Below are 13674 nucleotides of genomic sequence, written 5' to 3'. Positions count from 1 at the left end.
ATCACACCATTAACTCCAGTGGCCGATCAATGCCGATCGGCTCGCGTCGCTCCCTCGCCCGGGGCAGGATGCTGCCCGTAGTCCCTTCACTCTCGCCGCCCAGGGAGGCCCGGATGACCGGCAGCGCGCCCACTGCTCCCTTCACCGCCGACGACTACCGGGCCCGGATGGAACGGGCCGCGCGGGCGGCCGCCGACGCCGGGCTGGCCGGGCTGCTGGTGGCGCCTGGGCCGGACCTCGTCTGGCTCACGGGCTACGCGCCCACCGCGGCCACCGAGCGGCTCACCCTGCTCGTCCTCGCCGCCGGCCGCGACCCCGTCCTCGTCGTTCCGACGCTGGAGGCCCCCGACGCCGAGAAGGCCGCCGGCGCCCCCGCCCTGACCCTGCGCGACTGGACCGACGGCAAGGACCCCTACGCCGCCACCGCCGCTCTCCTCGACGGCTCCGGGCGGTTCGGTATCAGCGACAACGCCTGGGCGATGCACCTGCTGGCCCTCCAGAGGGCGCTGCCCGGCACCTCGTACGCCTCCCTCACCGAGGCGCTGCCCATGCTCCGCGCCGTCAAGGACGCGGCCGAGCTGGAACTGCTGGCGGCGGCGGGGGCGGCCGCGGACGCCGCGTTCGACGAGATCCGGCAGGTGCGCTTCGGCGGTCGTCGCGAGTCCGACGTCGCCGCCGACCTCGCCGGTCTGCTGCGGCGGTTCGGGCACGCGCAGGTCGACTTCACGATCGTGGCCTCCGGCCCGAACGGAGCCAACCCGCACCACGAGGTCGGCGACCGCGTCATCGGGGACGGCGACATGGTCGTCCTCGACTTCGGCGGTCTGAAGGACGGCTACGGCTCCGACACCTCACGCACCGTCCACGTGGGCGAGCCCACCGACGAGGAGCGGCGGGTGCACGACCTCGTCCGCGAGGCGCAGGAGGCGGGCTTCGGGGCGGTGCGGCCCGGTGCCGCCTGCCAGGACGTCGACCGGGCCGCCCGCGCGGTCATCGCCGGCGCCGGGTACGGCGAGTACTTCATCCACCGCACCGGGCACGGCATCGGCGTCACCACGCACGAGCCGCCGTACATGATCGAGGGCGAGGAGCAGCCCCTCGTCCCCGGCATGTGCTTCTCCGTCGAGCCCGGCGTCTATCTGCCCGGCCGCTTCGGGGTACGCATCGAGGACATCGTCACGGTCACCGGGGGCGGCGGCCGGCGCCTCAACGACACCACCCGGGAGATGGTCATAGTGGAGTGACCGACGACGGACGGACCCCGAACGCCCCGGCAGACCCGGAAGACGACGGCGCGACCATGACCCAGGCACCGACACCCACCGCGGACACCGTCCGCCGACTGGTCCGTTCCCTGCTGGGCGAGAGCGCGGAACCCGATGTCCGGCCCGTCACCGAGGGCACCGAGCCCGCCACCTGGTGGGTCGGCGCCCGGTGTGTGCTGCGCCTGGCCCCCGACCGCGAGGCCGCAGTACGGCAGCGGCGCGAACTGCGCCTGCGCGAGCTGGTGCGGCCGTACGTCTCCGTCGCGGTGCCGACGAGTGTGGCGCACGGGGAGTGGGCGCCGGGTCTGACCTACACCCTGGACGCCAAGGTGCCCGGCGAATCGGGCGAGGACCACGACGTGTCGGCCCTGGGCGAGGCCGACCTCGCGGCGCTGCTCACCGGAGTGCGCGAGGTGCCGGTCGGCCAGGCCGAGACCCTCGGCGTGCCCCGGGCGGCCCCGCGCTCGCTGGAGACGTTGCGGGAGGCCGCCGAGCGCGCCGCCCGGCGGCTCGCCGAGGCCGACGAGTTCGACGCCGCGCGGCCGGAACGGCTCACCCGGGCGGCGACGGTCCAGCTCGCCGCCCAGCCCGGCGCGGCCGTGCTCGTCCACCACGGACTGGCCGGCGAGCACCTCGTGGTCGGCGCCGACGGCCGGGTGCGCGGCGTCCTCGGCTGGACCGACGCGGTCCTCGGCGACCCGGCCGAGGACATCGCCGGGCTCGCGCTCTCCGTGGGCTCGCCCGCCGCCGTCCGCGCCGCCACCCTCGCCGGCTACGGCGCCCGGCCGTGCCTGCGCGGCCTGTGGCTGGCCCGCTGCGACACCCTCGTCCAACTCGTCGCGGCCCTCTCCGGCCGCTCCGCCGCCTCCGCGTCCGGGCCGCTGCCCGTGCCCCTGCCCGTGTCCCTGCTCAGGACCCGGCTGCGGCGTGCGTGGGAGCCGATCCTGCTGGAACGGGTGACGGAACTGCGCGAGGACGGCATGGACGACAGTGCGGCCGGCGGCAGGGACGGCGGCACGGGCGGCGGCGCCCCCGCCTGATCGCCCCCGTTCCCTGTCACCCGCGTCACGTCGTCCGCGTCGCTCTGTCACCCTCATCGCCGCCGTCACTTCTGTTCGAGCACCACGCTCGACTCGCCGGGTACGCGCAGCACCCCGTCAGCCCCCGGCGCCCGCACCGGTTCCCATGCGGCGAGCACGCGCGCGGGGCGGCTGCCCAAGGGGATCGCCGCCGGTTCGGGACCCAGGTTGACGGCCACCCGGATGTCCCCGCGCCGGAAGGCCAGCCAGCGTGCCTCGGCGTCGTACGCCACCCTGGTGTCGGCCAGGTCCGGGTCGGTCAGGTCCGGCTCCTCGCTCCGCAGGGCGATCAGCCGGCGGTACCAGGCCAGTACGCGCGCGTGCGGTTCGCGTTCCGGCTCGGACCAGTCGAGGCAGGACCGCTCGCGCGTCGCCGGGTCCTGCGGGTCGGGCACGTCCTCCTCCCGCCAGCCGTGCGCGGCGAACTCCCGCCGCCTGCCGTTGCGTACGGCGGCCGCGAGCTCCGGGTCGGTGTGGTCGGTGAAGAACTGCCACGGTGTGCCCGCCGCCCACTCCTCGCCCATGAACAGCATCGGTGTGAACGGCGCGGTCAGCGTCAGCGTCGCCGCGCAGGCCGCCAGACCGGGGGAGACCAGCGCGGCCAAACGGTCCCCGCGGGCGCGGTTGCCGACCTGGTCGTGGGTCTGGCTGTAGCCGGCCAGCCGGTGCGCGGCCACCCGGCCGCGGTCCAGCGGGCGCCCGTGGGAGCGGCCCCGGAAGGCGGAGTAGGTGCCGTCGTGGAAGTAGCCCCGCGTCAGCGTCTTGGCGAGCGCCGCCAGCGGAGCACGCGCGAAGTCGGCGTAGTAGCCCTGCGACTCCCCGGTCAGCGCGGCGTGCAGGGCGTGGTGGAAGTCGTCGTTCCACTGCGCGTGCACGCCCAGGCCGCCCTCCGCGCGCGGGGTGATGATCCGCGGATCGTTGAGGTCGGTCTCGGCGATCAGGAACAGCGGGCGCTCCAGGTCGGCGGAGAGGCCGTCCACAGCGGTCGACAGTTCCTCCAGGAAGTGGCACGCGCGCGTGTCCACCAGGGCGTGCACCGCGTCCAGACGCAGTCCGTCGATCCGGTAGTCCCGCAGCCACGCCAGCGCGCTGTCCACCAGGTAGGCGCGCACCTCGTCCGAGCCGGGTGCGTCCAGGTTGACGGCGACGCCCCAGGGCGTGTGGTGGGTGTCGGTGAAGTACGGGCCGAAGGCGGGCAGGTAGTTGCCGGACGGGCCCAGGTGGTTGTGCACCACGTCCAGGACCACGCCCAGGCCCAGTTCGTGGGCCCGGTCGACGAACCGTTTCAGCGCCTCGGGCCCGCCGTACGGTTCGTGCACCGCCCACAGCGAGACCCCCTCGTACCCCCAGCCGTGCCGGCCGGGGAAGGGGCACAGCGGCATCAGCTCGACGTGCGTGACGCCCAGGCGGGCGAGGTGGCCGAGCCGCTCGGCGGCGGCGTCGAGTGTGCCCTCGCGCGTGCAGGTGCCCACGTGCAGCTCGTACAGGACGCCGCCGGGCAGCGGACGCCCGCTCCACTCGGTACGCCAGGCGTACCTTCCGTGGTCGACGACCGCGCTCAGCCCGTCCGGTCCGTCCGGCTGCCGGCGCGAGCGCGGGTCCGGCAGCACCGGCCCGTCGTCCACCGCGAATCCGTACCGCGAGCCGTCCCGCGCCCCGGCCTCACCGCACCACCACCCCGGCCGCTCCGGATCGCGCTCCAGCGCGCGCGTGGCGCCGTCGCACTGCAACGTCACTCGGCCGGCCAGCGGTGCCCACACCTCGAACTGCACGGACGGTTCCCCTTCGTCTGCTCACCGTGATGTAGCCCGTCCATGGTCCTGCAAAAGTGATCTCTCCGCTGCCGAAAGCCGCCGTTCGCGGCGGGTGTCGTGCCGTGCCGCGTGTGTGGCGGCCGTGGGTGCCGCGCGCGGTGGCCGTTTCCCGTTTTCTGGACACTCCGGCCCGGCTGACCGACAATCACCTGCGTGACGTCGTCCTTCGAGTTCAACACGTACCCCGCGCGGTTGTCCGACGCGGAGCGCGACAAGGCGCTGAAGGTGCTACGGGACGGCGTCGCCATGGGGCGTCTGTCGCACGAGACGTTCATCCGCCGGATGGAACTGGCGTTCGCCGCCCGCCGAGTGGAGGAACTCGCCGCGCTCACCGCCGACCTGCCCACCGAGGGCCGGATGTCGCGGCTGGTGTTCGGCACCGTCGAGGCGGTGTCCGGGTTCGGCGTACGGCTGCGCAGGGCCTGGCAGGCCGAGCGGCTGCCCAAGCTGCTGCTGCCGCACCCCGGTACCGGCCACCCGCTGCGCATAGGACGCGACCCGGCGAGCGGGCTGCGGCTGACCCACGAGACGGTCTCCCGCGTGCACGCGGAGCTCAGCCGCCAGGGCGGCATGTGGGTGCTGCGCGACCTCGGCTCGACCAACGGCACCACGGTCAACGGGCGGCGGGTCATCGGCGTGGCCGTCGTCCGCGAGGGTGACCAGATCGGCTTCGGCCAGATGGCCTTCCGCCTCGCGGTGGGCTGAACCCAGGACAGGGGGAGCACAGCTCTGGCCTGGGCTTCACTCGTTGTCGCGCATCGCGGTGGGGCGGCCGGCGAGCCGGATCCGTGGGGCAAATCGCATTCTTTTTCATGGTGTTGACGTACCCCCCAAGTCGTGACTGACTGTGCGTACACCGCGCACGCCAGGTGAACCGACGGCCCGCATCGTGGAGGTGTGCCCTGCCGCCCCTCCTGCGCTATCCGACCGTGGACGAGCTGGGCGCACGGGCCACCGCTCTCGCCGCCCGTCATCCCGGACGCGCCCGGCTCCGCCGCGTGGGCACCTCCCGCGCGGGCGCCCCGCTGTGGCTGCTCTCCGTGGGCCACGGCAGCCGCCAGACCCTCGTCGTCGCCGGACCGCACGCCAACGAACCCGTGGGCGGCGCGACCGTCCTGCGGCTGGCCGAGCGCGCCCTGGCCGACCCCCGGCTCACCGAGGGTGCCGACGCCACCTGGAACCTGCTGCTGTGCGTCGACCCCGACGGCCTGCGCCGCAACGAGGGCTGGCTGTCCGGCCCGTACACCCTCGGCCGCTACGCCCGGAACTTCTTCCGGCCCGGCTTCCTGGAGCAGCCCGAGTGGCTGCCGCACGGCCCGGACCACGCCGCGCTGCCGGAGACCCGCACCCTGCTCGCACTCCAGGACGAACTGCGGCCCTTCCTGCAGTGCTCCCTGCACGGCGTCGACGTCGGCGGCGGCTTCGCCGAGCTCACCCACGACCTGCCGGGCCTCGCCCAGCGCATCGCCCACACCGCGGCCCGGCTCGGCATCCCCCGGGAACTCGGCGCGTACGACACCCTGTACTGGCCCGACCTCGGACCCGCCGTGTACCGCATCCCGCCGCCACGCCGCGGCGACCTCACCGCGGCCATCACCGAGGCCGCCGTCGACTCGACGTGGTGCCACCCGCAGCGGTACGGCACCGTCACCGCCGTCGTCGAGGCGCCCATGTGGGGTGTGGCCGCCGTGGCGGACGGCTCGCCCCCGGCCGACCGGGACGCGGTGCTGCGGTCCGTGAGCCGCACCCTGCGGCACGACACCCGGCGCCTGCACCGGGTCCTCGCCCGCGTCCGGCCGCACCTCGCCACCGTGCCGGAGGCGGCGCACCTCCTCGCACCGGTCGACGACTACCTGCTGGTCTGCCCCCGGCTCGCCGACGCGTGGGACCCCGACACCGACGACGGATCGGGCCGCTCCCTCCCGCCGATGAGCACCGCCCACCTGGTCGCCCTGCGCCTTGCCGGACGGCGCCTGTCCCTGCGGACCGCGGGACTGCTGCATCAGCTCGTGACCCGTACCGGAGCCGATCCGGCGGGCGTCCTGCCCGAGCTGGACCGGCTCGTCGACGAGGGCTGCGCCGACTACCGCGACGGCTGCGCGGCCCGCTGGATCCCTCTCGCGCGCCAGGTCGAGTACCAGACGCGCGTCGTACTCGCCGCCTTCGAACTGGCCGGGCGGCGCCCCACCGCTCACTCCCGTTCGGGTGAGCCGGGCTGGGGTTCCGAGGCCGCCGTGCCGATGCACCGGGAATGACCCACATCACCACAACCCGAGCGGCACGGACCGGCCTCCTGGCGGCCGCGGCCCTCCTCCTCACCTGCGCGGTCCCGGCACAGGCCGTCGCCGGGCGGGAACCGGCGAGCGACTGGCTCCTCCTCACCGTCACCCAGGGCGACACCCGGCCGGGCGCACGGCCCGGTGTCCCGGGCACCCAGTCCGGTGCCACACGCAGTGCCCTCCTGCTGTGCGACCCGCCCCGGGGCCACGCCCGCGCGGCCCGCGCCTGCGCGGAACTCGACGCCACGGACGGCCGCATCGCCGACATCCCGCTGCGGGAGACCCACTGCCCGATGATCTACGCACCGGTGACCGCCCACGCGCACGGGCAGTGGCGGGGGCAGCCGGTGGAGTACACGCGGACCTTCCCCAACCCGTGCGTGATGGCGGCGCGCACGGGGGCGGTGTTCGCTTGGGACACGGAGGGGTGAGCGGGGCGGGCCGGTGAGCCGGTGACACCTCGGGGCGCCTGCCCGGCCGCCGACCGCGTCACCGCTGGTGCAGGCCCGCGGCGGTCAGGTCGAGGCCGTCGGTGACCGGCGTCCGCCCCACGGCCACCAGGAGCCGTTCGGCCGGGCCCGGCACCGACCGCCCCACCCACCTCACGCCACGTCCGGCCGGCATCCGCGGCCCCCCGGCCCCGGCGCTGACCCGACACGCCGAGGCCGCACGGCCGGGGCGTGCGGCGCACGGCCGGGGTGACTCCTCGGCGCCGGCCGATCGGCCCAGCCCGCCCCTTTCCCGCCCCGGCCGCACCGGTACCGCCGGCACCCGCGAAAGCGGCCTGGCGCGGGCCGCTCACGAGCGGGACGGCAACGCGGAAGTGCGACGACGCCGGAGGGCCGGTCCCGCGTCCTGGCGGCGCCCGGCCCGTGGCTCGGTCCTCGTTTCTCCCCGTCCTCCCACTCGCCCGGCGCCACAGCCGGCGCCTGCGGAGTTCCTCTCAGCACGAGGGCGGTCAGTCCCCGTCTCCCCCCTCCGCACCCACCCGCTCCAGCAGCGCCACCGGCACCCCCGCGAAAAGGTCCTCCACGCGCGCGTGCCCCGTGAACTCCCGACCGGGCGTCAGCGCGTCGGCCCACCGGCCCGGCGGCAGGGGCAGGGTCGTGCCGTGCCAGCCGCCCGCCTCCGCCAGCCGCAGTGACAGCCGGGTCACGGCGGTCAGGACCTCGCCGGAACGGACGAAGGCCACGCAGTGCGCCGCCGCGTGGCCCTCGGCGGCCAGCGGCTCGTACGTCGCCGCGTCGCCGAACGCGTCGGGCCGCCGTGCCCGCAACGCCAGCGCCGCCCGGGTCACCGCGCCCTTCTCACCGCCCCGACCGCCCACGCCGCCCTCCGTGTCCCTTTCGTCCTCTCCGAAGCGCACGGGCCGGCGGTTGTCCGGATCCACCAGTGCCAGGTACTCGCCCTCGGTGCCCTGGTAGAGGTCGGGCACCCCCGGCATCGTCAGGTGCGTCAGGGCCGTGCCGAGGACGTTGGCCCGGATGTGCGGCTCCAGGGTGTCGCGGAAGGCGACCACCCGCCCACCCGGCGCACCGCACGGCCCCGTCGACACGAACCGGGCCACCGCCGCCTCGTACGGAGGCTGCTGCTCGGTCCAGCCGGTGTACATCCCCGCCTCGCGCACATGCTTCAACAGCGCCTCCCGCACGCGTTCCCCGTCCGCCGGTCCCAGCCCGAACACCGTCTGCCAGGCCGCCCACGCCAGTTGCGCGTCCGGCGCGCCGTCGCCGGTGCGGGTGACCTCCGTGAGGACCTCCGCCCATCGCTCGGGGCACTCGGTGAGCACGGCCAGCGCGGCGCGTACGTCGGCGCTGCGCTTGGTGTCATGGGTCGAGACGACCGTGCCGGTCGCGGGCCAGTCGCGCTGCACGCGCGCGCAGTACGCGTGGAACTCCTGCGGTGACAGGGCCGGACTCCCCGGGTTCTGGCCCACCTCGGTCGCCGACAGCAGCGGCACATAGCGGTAGAACGCCGTGTCCTCCACCGACTTGGCGCGCAGCGCGGACGCGGTCTGCGCGAACCGCGTCCGGAACTCCACGTGCTCCGGCCCGTCCCCGTACCGCCCCAGCACCAGGCCCCGTACGACGTCCACCGCGCCGGCCTCCTCCGGCACCGTGAACGCGAGCCGCGCCTCGGCCGCCGCCTCCTCGGTGACGACCGAAGCCGCGTCCACCGACGCGTACGGCCGGTACACCTCCAGCCGGACCAGCAGCTCCCGCAACGCCGTGCGCAGCGCCCACGGCGCCCGGTCGCGCAGGACCGGGTCCGGCGAGGCCACGCACAGGCGGTGCGCCACCCGGGTCAGCCGGTCCATCTCGGTGGCGAGCTCGTGCGTGAGCACCTTGTACGCCGCCCGCCGCACCGTCGCCGCCCACTCCCCGCCGCGGTCCGTCTGCGGTGCGGCGAACCTGCGGTACTGGCCGAGCAGTTCCCCGTACCCGGCCGGATCCGTGAAGAGGCCGTCGACGTGTCGCAGGGCGTCGTAGCCGGTCGTGCCCGCGACGGGCCAGGCGGCGGGCAGCCGCTCGCCGTCCGCGAGGATCTTCTCCACGACCGTCCACCGTCCGCCACCGGCCTCGTGCAGCCGCCCGAGGTAGGTGTCGGGGTCGGCGAGGCCGTCGGGATGGTCGACGCGCAGACCGTCGAACACCCCCTCGCGCAGCAGCCGCAGAATCGTGGCGTGCGTGGCCTCGAACACCTCCGGGTCCTCCACGCGCACGCCGATCAGCTCCGAGATGCTGAAGAAGCGCCGGTAGTTCAGCTCGGTGCGGGCGAGCCGCCACCACACCGGGCGGTACCACTGCGCGTCCAGGAGCTGCGGCAGCGGCAGCTCACCGGTGCCGTCCCGCAGCGGGAACGCGTGGTCGTGGTAGCGCAGCACGTCGCCGTCGACCCGCAGCTCGTCCAGCACCTCGCCGACCGGTGCGCCGAGCACCGGCATCAGCACCTGGCCGCCCTGAGCCTCCCAGTCGATGTCGAACCACCGCGCGAACGGTGATGTCGGCCCCTGGCGCAGCACCTCCCACAGGGCACGGTTGTGCCGCGGCGACATGGCCATGTGGTTCGGCACGATGTCCACCACCAGGCCCAGACCGTGCTCCCGCGCGGTGCGCGCCAGCGCCCGCAGTCCCTCCTCGCCGCCCAGCTCCTCGCGCACGCGCGCGTGGTCCACCACGTCGTAGCCGTGCGGCGAGCCCGGGACCGCCTCCAGGACGGGGGACAGGTGCAGGTGCGACACACCGAGCGAGGCCAGGTACGGCACGGCAGCCGCGGCGGCCGCGAACGGGAACGCGGGCTGAAGCTGCAGCCGGTAGGTGGCCGAGGGGGCCGGGGAGGTGGCGGACAGCACCGGGTCGGGTCGCTCAGGCGTCATGCAGAGCTACGTACCCGCCCCGCCGCCTTTCGTGTCATCTGCCCCCTGCACGGACGTACGGGCGTGTCCGGAGCGGACACGCCCGCACGTTCCTCAGACGGGCCGCTGCAGCACCACGAGGCTTCGGTCCACCAGGGTCAGCCGGTCCCCGGCCTGTACCTTCGCGGCCGTGTCCGCGGGCACGCCCTTTGTCAGGGAGGTGTCGACGACGACCTCCCACTGCCGGCCGTGGTCGACCGGCACCACGAAGTCCAGCGGCTTGGGTGAGGCGTTGAACATCAGCAGGAACGAGTCGTCGGCGATGCGTTCCCCGCGCGCGCCGGGCTCGGAGATCGCGTTGCCGTTCAGGAACACGGTGAGGGCCGACGCGCGCGCCGAGTTCCAGTCCCGCTGGGTCATCTCCGCACCCTCCGGGGTGAACCAGGCGATGTCCGACAGCTCGTCGTGGGTGCCCTCCACGGGCCGCCCGTGGAAGAAGCGCCGCCTGCGGAAGACCGGGTGGTCCCTGCGCAGCCACACCATCGCGCGGGTGAACTCCAGCAGCCCGGTACCCGTACCGGTGACGTCGCCGTCGCCGTCGGGCCATGCCACCCACGCCAGCTCGTTGTCCTGGCAGTAGGCGTTGTTGTTGCCGCGCTGGGTGCGGGCGAACTCGTCGCCGTGGCTGATCATCGGCACGCCCTGGGAGAGCAGCAGGGTGGCGATGAAGTTCCGCATCTGCCGGGCCCGCAGCTCCAGCACCGCGGGGTCGTCGGTGTCGCCCTCGACACCGCAGTTCCAGGACCGGTTGTGGCTTTCGCCGTCCCGGTTGTCCTCGCCGTTGGCCTGGTTGTGCTTGTCGTTGTACGCCACCATGTCGTGCAGGGTGAAACCGTCGTGGCAGGTCACGAAGTTGATCGAGGCCAGCGGGCGGCGGCCGTCGTCCTGGTACAGGTCGGAGGAGCCGGTCAGGCGGGACGCGAACTCCGCCAGCGTGCGCGGCTCGCCGCGCCACAGGTCCCGCACGGTGTCCCGGTACTTGCCGTTCCACTCGGTCCACAGCGGCGGGAAGTTGCCCACCTGGTAGCCGCCCTCGCCCACGTCCCACGGCTCGGCGATCAGCTTCACCTGGGAGACCACGGGGTCCTGCTGCACCAGGTCGAAGAACGACGACAGCCGGTCCACCTCGTGGAACTGCCGGGCCAGGGTGGCGGCCAGGTCGAAGCGGAATCCGTCGACGTGCATGTCGGTGACCCAGTAGCGCAGCGAGTCCATGATCATTTGAAGCACGTGCGGGGACCGCATGAGCAGCGAGTTCCCGGTGCCCGTGGTGTCCATGTAGTAGCGGGGGTCGTCGGTCAGCCGGTAGTAGGAGGGGTTGTCGAGGCCCTTGAAGGACAGGGTCGGGCCCAGGTGGTTGCCCTCGGCGGTGTGGTTGTAGACCACGTCGAGGATGACCTCGATCCCCGCCTCGTGCAGTGCCTTCACGGCCGACTTGAACTCCAGCACCTGCTGGCCGCGGTCGCCCCAGGAGGCGTACGCGTTGTGCGGGGCGAAGAAGCCGATCGTGTTGTAGCCCCAGTAGTTGTTCAGGCCCATGTCCACCAGGCGGTGGTCGTTGACGAACTGGTGCACCGGCATCAGCTCCAGCGCGGTCACCCCCAGCTCGGTCAGGTGCTCGATGAGCGCCGGGTGGGCGAGGGCCGCGTAGGTGCCGCGCAGTTCCTCGGGGAGGCCCGGGTGCCGCATGGTGAGGCCCTTCACGTGGGCCTCGTAGAGCACCGTGTGGTGGTACTCCGTCCGGGGGCGCCGGTCGTCGCCCCAGTCGAAGTACGGGTTGACCACGACCGACGTCATCATGTGCGGAGCCGAGTCCAGGTCGTTGCGCCGTCCGGGGTCGCCGAAGTGGTAGCCGTACACCTCCTCGCCCCACTGGATCGAGCCGCTGATCGCACGCGCGTACGGGTCGAGGAGCAGCTTGGCGCTGTTGCAGCGCAGCCCGCGCTCCGGGGCGTACGGGCCGTGCACGCGGTAGCCGTACCGCTGCCCCGGCATCACGCCCGGCACGTACGCGTGCCGTACGAACGCGTCGCTCTCCCGCAGCTCGATCGCGGTCTCCGAGCCGTCGTCGTGCAGCAGACACAGCTCTACTCGGTCGGCGGCCTCCGTGAAGACCGCGAAGTTGGTGCCGGCGCCGTCGTACGTGGCACCGAGTGGATACGCCTCTCCAGGCCAGACCTGCATGGACACGACTCTTTCAGGTGTGGGGCGCCGGTGCGGACGCCTTGGCTCCGAGTCTCCCGGAAGTCTCCCCGAAAGTGAGGCGACCACCTAGCACGTACGTCCTCCTACCCACCCTTCGGCCTTCCGCTCGGGGCGCGCCCCGGGAGGGGCGCGGGGAATCCTTCCCCGTACCCGGCCACGTCACCTCTATGAATCCGCTCACTCCCCGGTGTCCCGCCGACCGGAACGGGCTTGTGGATCAAGGATGTTGGGAAAACCGGCCCGTCCATCGGGCTGCACCGCGGACCGCTCGCGGAGTACCCTTCCTTGATCGTTGGGACGGGGTCTGACCGGGAGTGCTCCCAGGGAGCGGAAGGCGGTGCGCGGGTGGGCTCGGGAGGGCTGGAGCTGCCTCCTGGTGACGACGGTCACCAGGGGAACTCCACGGACGTCCCGCCCGGTGCGGTGTCCCTGGCGCGGCCGATGAACGCCGGCGCGATCGGTCCGGAACTGGACTGGGACACCGACGCCTGGCACGAGGTGCGCACCCGTGCGCAGCGGGCGGGCCGGGCCTACATCTGGCTCAACCTCGTCGAACAGCGGCTGCGCGCGGTCGTGGCCGCCGTCCTGAGGCCGGTCTACGAACCCGTCCACGGCGACGAGTGGGTGGTGGCCGCGGCCGGACCCGCCGGCCAGGAGTGGGTGCAGCGGGCCGTCGCCGTCCGCGAGGTCAGCCGCCGCAAGGGCTACCTGCTCGACCCGGCCGACGACAACGTCCTCAGCTTCCTCACCCTGCCGCAGTTGCGCGAGTTGATGGTGCAGCACTGGCCCTGCTTCGAGCCCTACGTGGACGAGCGCCGCGACGTGGAACTCGCCCTGGACGAGCTGGAGGTCACCCGCAACGTCGTCTCCCGCAACCGGGCGCTGTCCGAGGCGGTGCTGAACCAGGCCGAGCGGGCCTCCGCGCGGCTGCTGGAGGTCCTCGGCGCGGGCGGCGACGTGCCGTCCACGCGCCGCCTGCCGATCGACGCGGTGGAGGACCTGGTCGGCGACCGGTACGCCGACGTGGTCGCCGTGCACTCGGACCGGGTGCGGCTGCTGCGCCAGTTCCCGGCCGAGGACCTCTTCGGCGGCGCGCGGCGCGTGGACGCCCTCGGCATCGGCCTCAACCTGCTCGTGCAGAACTTCTCCGGCCGCCGGCTGCTGCGGCTGGCCGAGTCCGGCGGCCGGGTGCGGCTGCTCTTCCTGAACCCGGCCTCCAGCGCCATCAAGCGCCGCGAGCGCGAACTGGGCATCAAGCGGGGCGAGCTGAGCCGCGCGGTGGAGATGAACATCCTGCACATGCGCCGGGTGCGCGCCCGGCTGCGGGACCCGGGCGCGTTCGAGATCCAGGTCTTCGACGAGACGCCCCGCTTCACGGCCTACCTCGTCGACGGGGACGGCGCCGACGGCATCGCGGTCGTGCAGTCCTACCTGCGCCGGACGCGGGGGATGGAGGCGCCGGTGCTCGTACTGCGCAACGGGCGCAACGGCGGCAAGGTCGTGAAGTCGGACCAGGCGGACGAAGGCGGACTTTTTCCGACCTACCGCGAGGAGTTCGAGTCGATGTGGGCGGATTCGCGGCCGGTGTCCTGAGCGACGGCGTCGGCCGGGCGCCGG

10 protein-coding genes are annotated in these 13674 nt (G+C 73.8%); 6 read left to right on the top strand and 4 right to left on the bottom strand.

Going from position 1 to position 13674, the window contains the following annotated elements:
* Positions 1-113: 113 nt before the first annotated feature.
* Positions 114-1244, top strand: coding sequence for an aminopeptidase P family protein (locus B1H29_RS08325; RefSeq protein WP_055419628.1), 1131 nt, complete (start codon positions 114-116; stop codon positions 1242-1244).
* Between the two features lie 56 nt (positions 1245-1300).
* Entirely contained in the window at positions 1301-2305 is a 1005-nt protein-coding gene (locus B1H29_RS08320; RefSeq protein WP_055419969.1) for a phosphotransferase family protein, read from the top strand.
* A gap of 65 nt (positions 2306-2370) precedes the next feature.
* Here the strand turns inward: B1H29_RS08320 and treZ are convergent, their stop codons facing one another.
* Positions 2371-4116 (bottom strand): malto-oligosyltrehalose trehalohydrolase, encoded by a 1746-nt coding sequence (gene treZ, locus B1H29_RS08315; RefSeq protein WP_055419627.1) that lies wholly within the window; start codon positions 4114-4116, stop codon positions 2371-2373.
* A 195-nt stretch (positions 4117-4311) separates the two neighbouring features.
* Here treZ and B1H29_RS08310 point away from each other — a divergent pair, with 195 nt between their 5' ends.
* From B1H29_RS08310 to B1H29_RS08300, 3 genes are all read left to right on the top strand, one after another.
* Positions 4312-4863, top strand: coding sequence for a DUF1707 and FHA domain-containing protein (locus B1H29_RS08310; RefSeq protein ID WP_055419626.1), 552 nt, complete (start codon positions 4312-4314; stop codon positions 4861-4863).
* Positions 4864-5087: 224 nt separating this feature from the next.
* A complete protein-coding gene (locus B1H29_RS08305) occupies positions 5088-6413 on the top strand; it encodes a M14 family zinc carboxypeptidase (RefSeq protein ID WP_055419625.1) in 1326 nt (441 codons plus the stop codon).
* Positions 6410-6868 carry an SSI family serine proteinase inhibitor gene (locus B1H29_RS08300; RefSeq protein ID WP_055419624.1) on the top strand — a complete coding sequence of 153 codons (459 nt, stop codon included), beginning with the start codon at positions 6410-6412 and terminating at the stop codon, positions 6866-6868. The genes B1H29_RS08305 and B1H29_RS08300 overlap by 4 nt, the downstream gene beginning before the upstream one ends.
* A 58-nt stretch (positions 6869-6926) precedes the next feature.
* Here B1H29_RS08300 and B1H29_RS39850 read toward each other — a convergent pair whose 3' ends face one another.
* The 3 genes from B1H29_RS39850 to glgX form a co-directional block, all read right to left on the bottom strand.
* A complete protein-coding gene (locus B1H29_RS39850) occupies positions 6927-7061 on the bottom strand; it encodes a hypothetical protein (protein WP_267891955.1) in 135 nt (44 codons plus the stop codon).
* Positions 7062-7395: 334 nt separating this feature from the next.
* A complete protein-coding gene (gene treY / locus B1H29_RS08295; RefSeq protein ID WP_055419623.1) occupies positions 7396-9813 on the bottom strand; it encodes a malto-oligosyltrehalose synthase in 2418 nt (805 codons plus the stop codon).
* 93 nt (positions 9814-9906) lie between these two features.
* The gene (gene glgX / locus B1H29_RS08290) at positions 9907-12036 is read right to left on the bottom strand and encodes a glycogen debranching protein GlgX (protein ID WP_055419622.1); all 2130 of its coding nucleotides are present in this window, start codon (positions 12034-12036) and stop codon (positions 9907-9909) included.
* A 366-nt stretch (positions 12037-12402) separates the two neighbouring features.
* Here glgX and B1H29_RS08285 point away from each other — a divergent pair, with 366 nt between their 5' ends.
* Entirely contained in the window at positions 12403-13650 is a 1248-nt protein-coding gene (locus B1H29_RS08285; protein ID WP_055419621.1) for an SAV2148 family HEPN domain-containing protein, read from the top strand.
* Positions 13651-13674 lie beyond the last annotated feature (24 nt).

The organism is Streptomyces pactum, from assembly GCF_002005225.1.
GTDB lineage: Bacteria > Actinomycetota > Actinomycetes > Streptomycetales > Streptomycetaceae > Streptomyces > Streptomyces pactum_A.
The sequence above is the reverse complement of the archived record's forward strand: the minus strand, read 5'-3'. Positions and strand labels throughout refer to the sequence as shown.

Coding starts and splice junctions, on each gene's coding strand:
- treY (WP_055419623.1), bottom strand. CDS start 9,813: ATGACGCCTGAGCGACCCGACCCGGTGCTGTCCGCCACCTCCCCGGCC.
- B1H29_RS39850 (WP_267891955.1), bottom strand. CDS start 7,061: ATGCCGGCCGGACGTGGCGTGAGGTGGGTGGGGCGGTCGGTGCCGGGC.
- B1H29_RS08320 (WP_055419969.1), top strand. CDS start 1,301: ATGACCCAGGCACCGACACCCACCGCGGACACCGTCCGCCGACTGGTC.
- B1H29_RS08325 (WP_055419628.1), top strand. CDS start 114: ATGACCGGCAGCGCGCCCACTGCTCCCTTCACCGCCGACGACTACCGG.
- B1H29_RS08300 (WP_055419624.1), top strand. CDS start 6,410: ATGACCCACATCACCACAACCCGAGCGGCACGGACCGGCCTCCTGGCG.
- glgX (WP_055419622.1), bottom strand. CDS start 12,036: ATGCAGGTCTGGCCTGGAGAGGCGTATCCACTCGGTGCCACGTACGAC.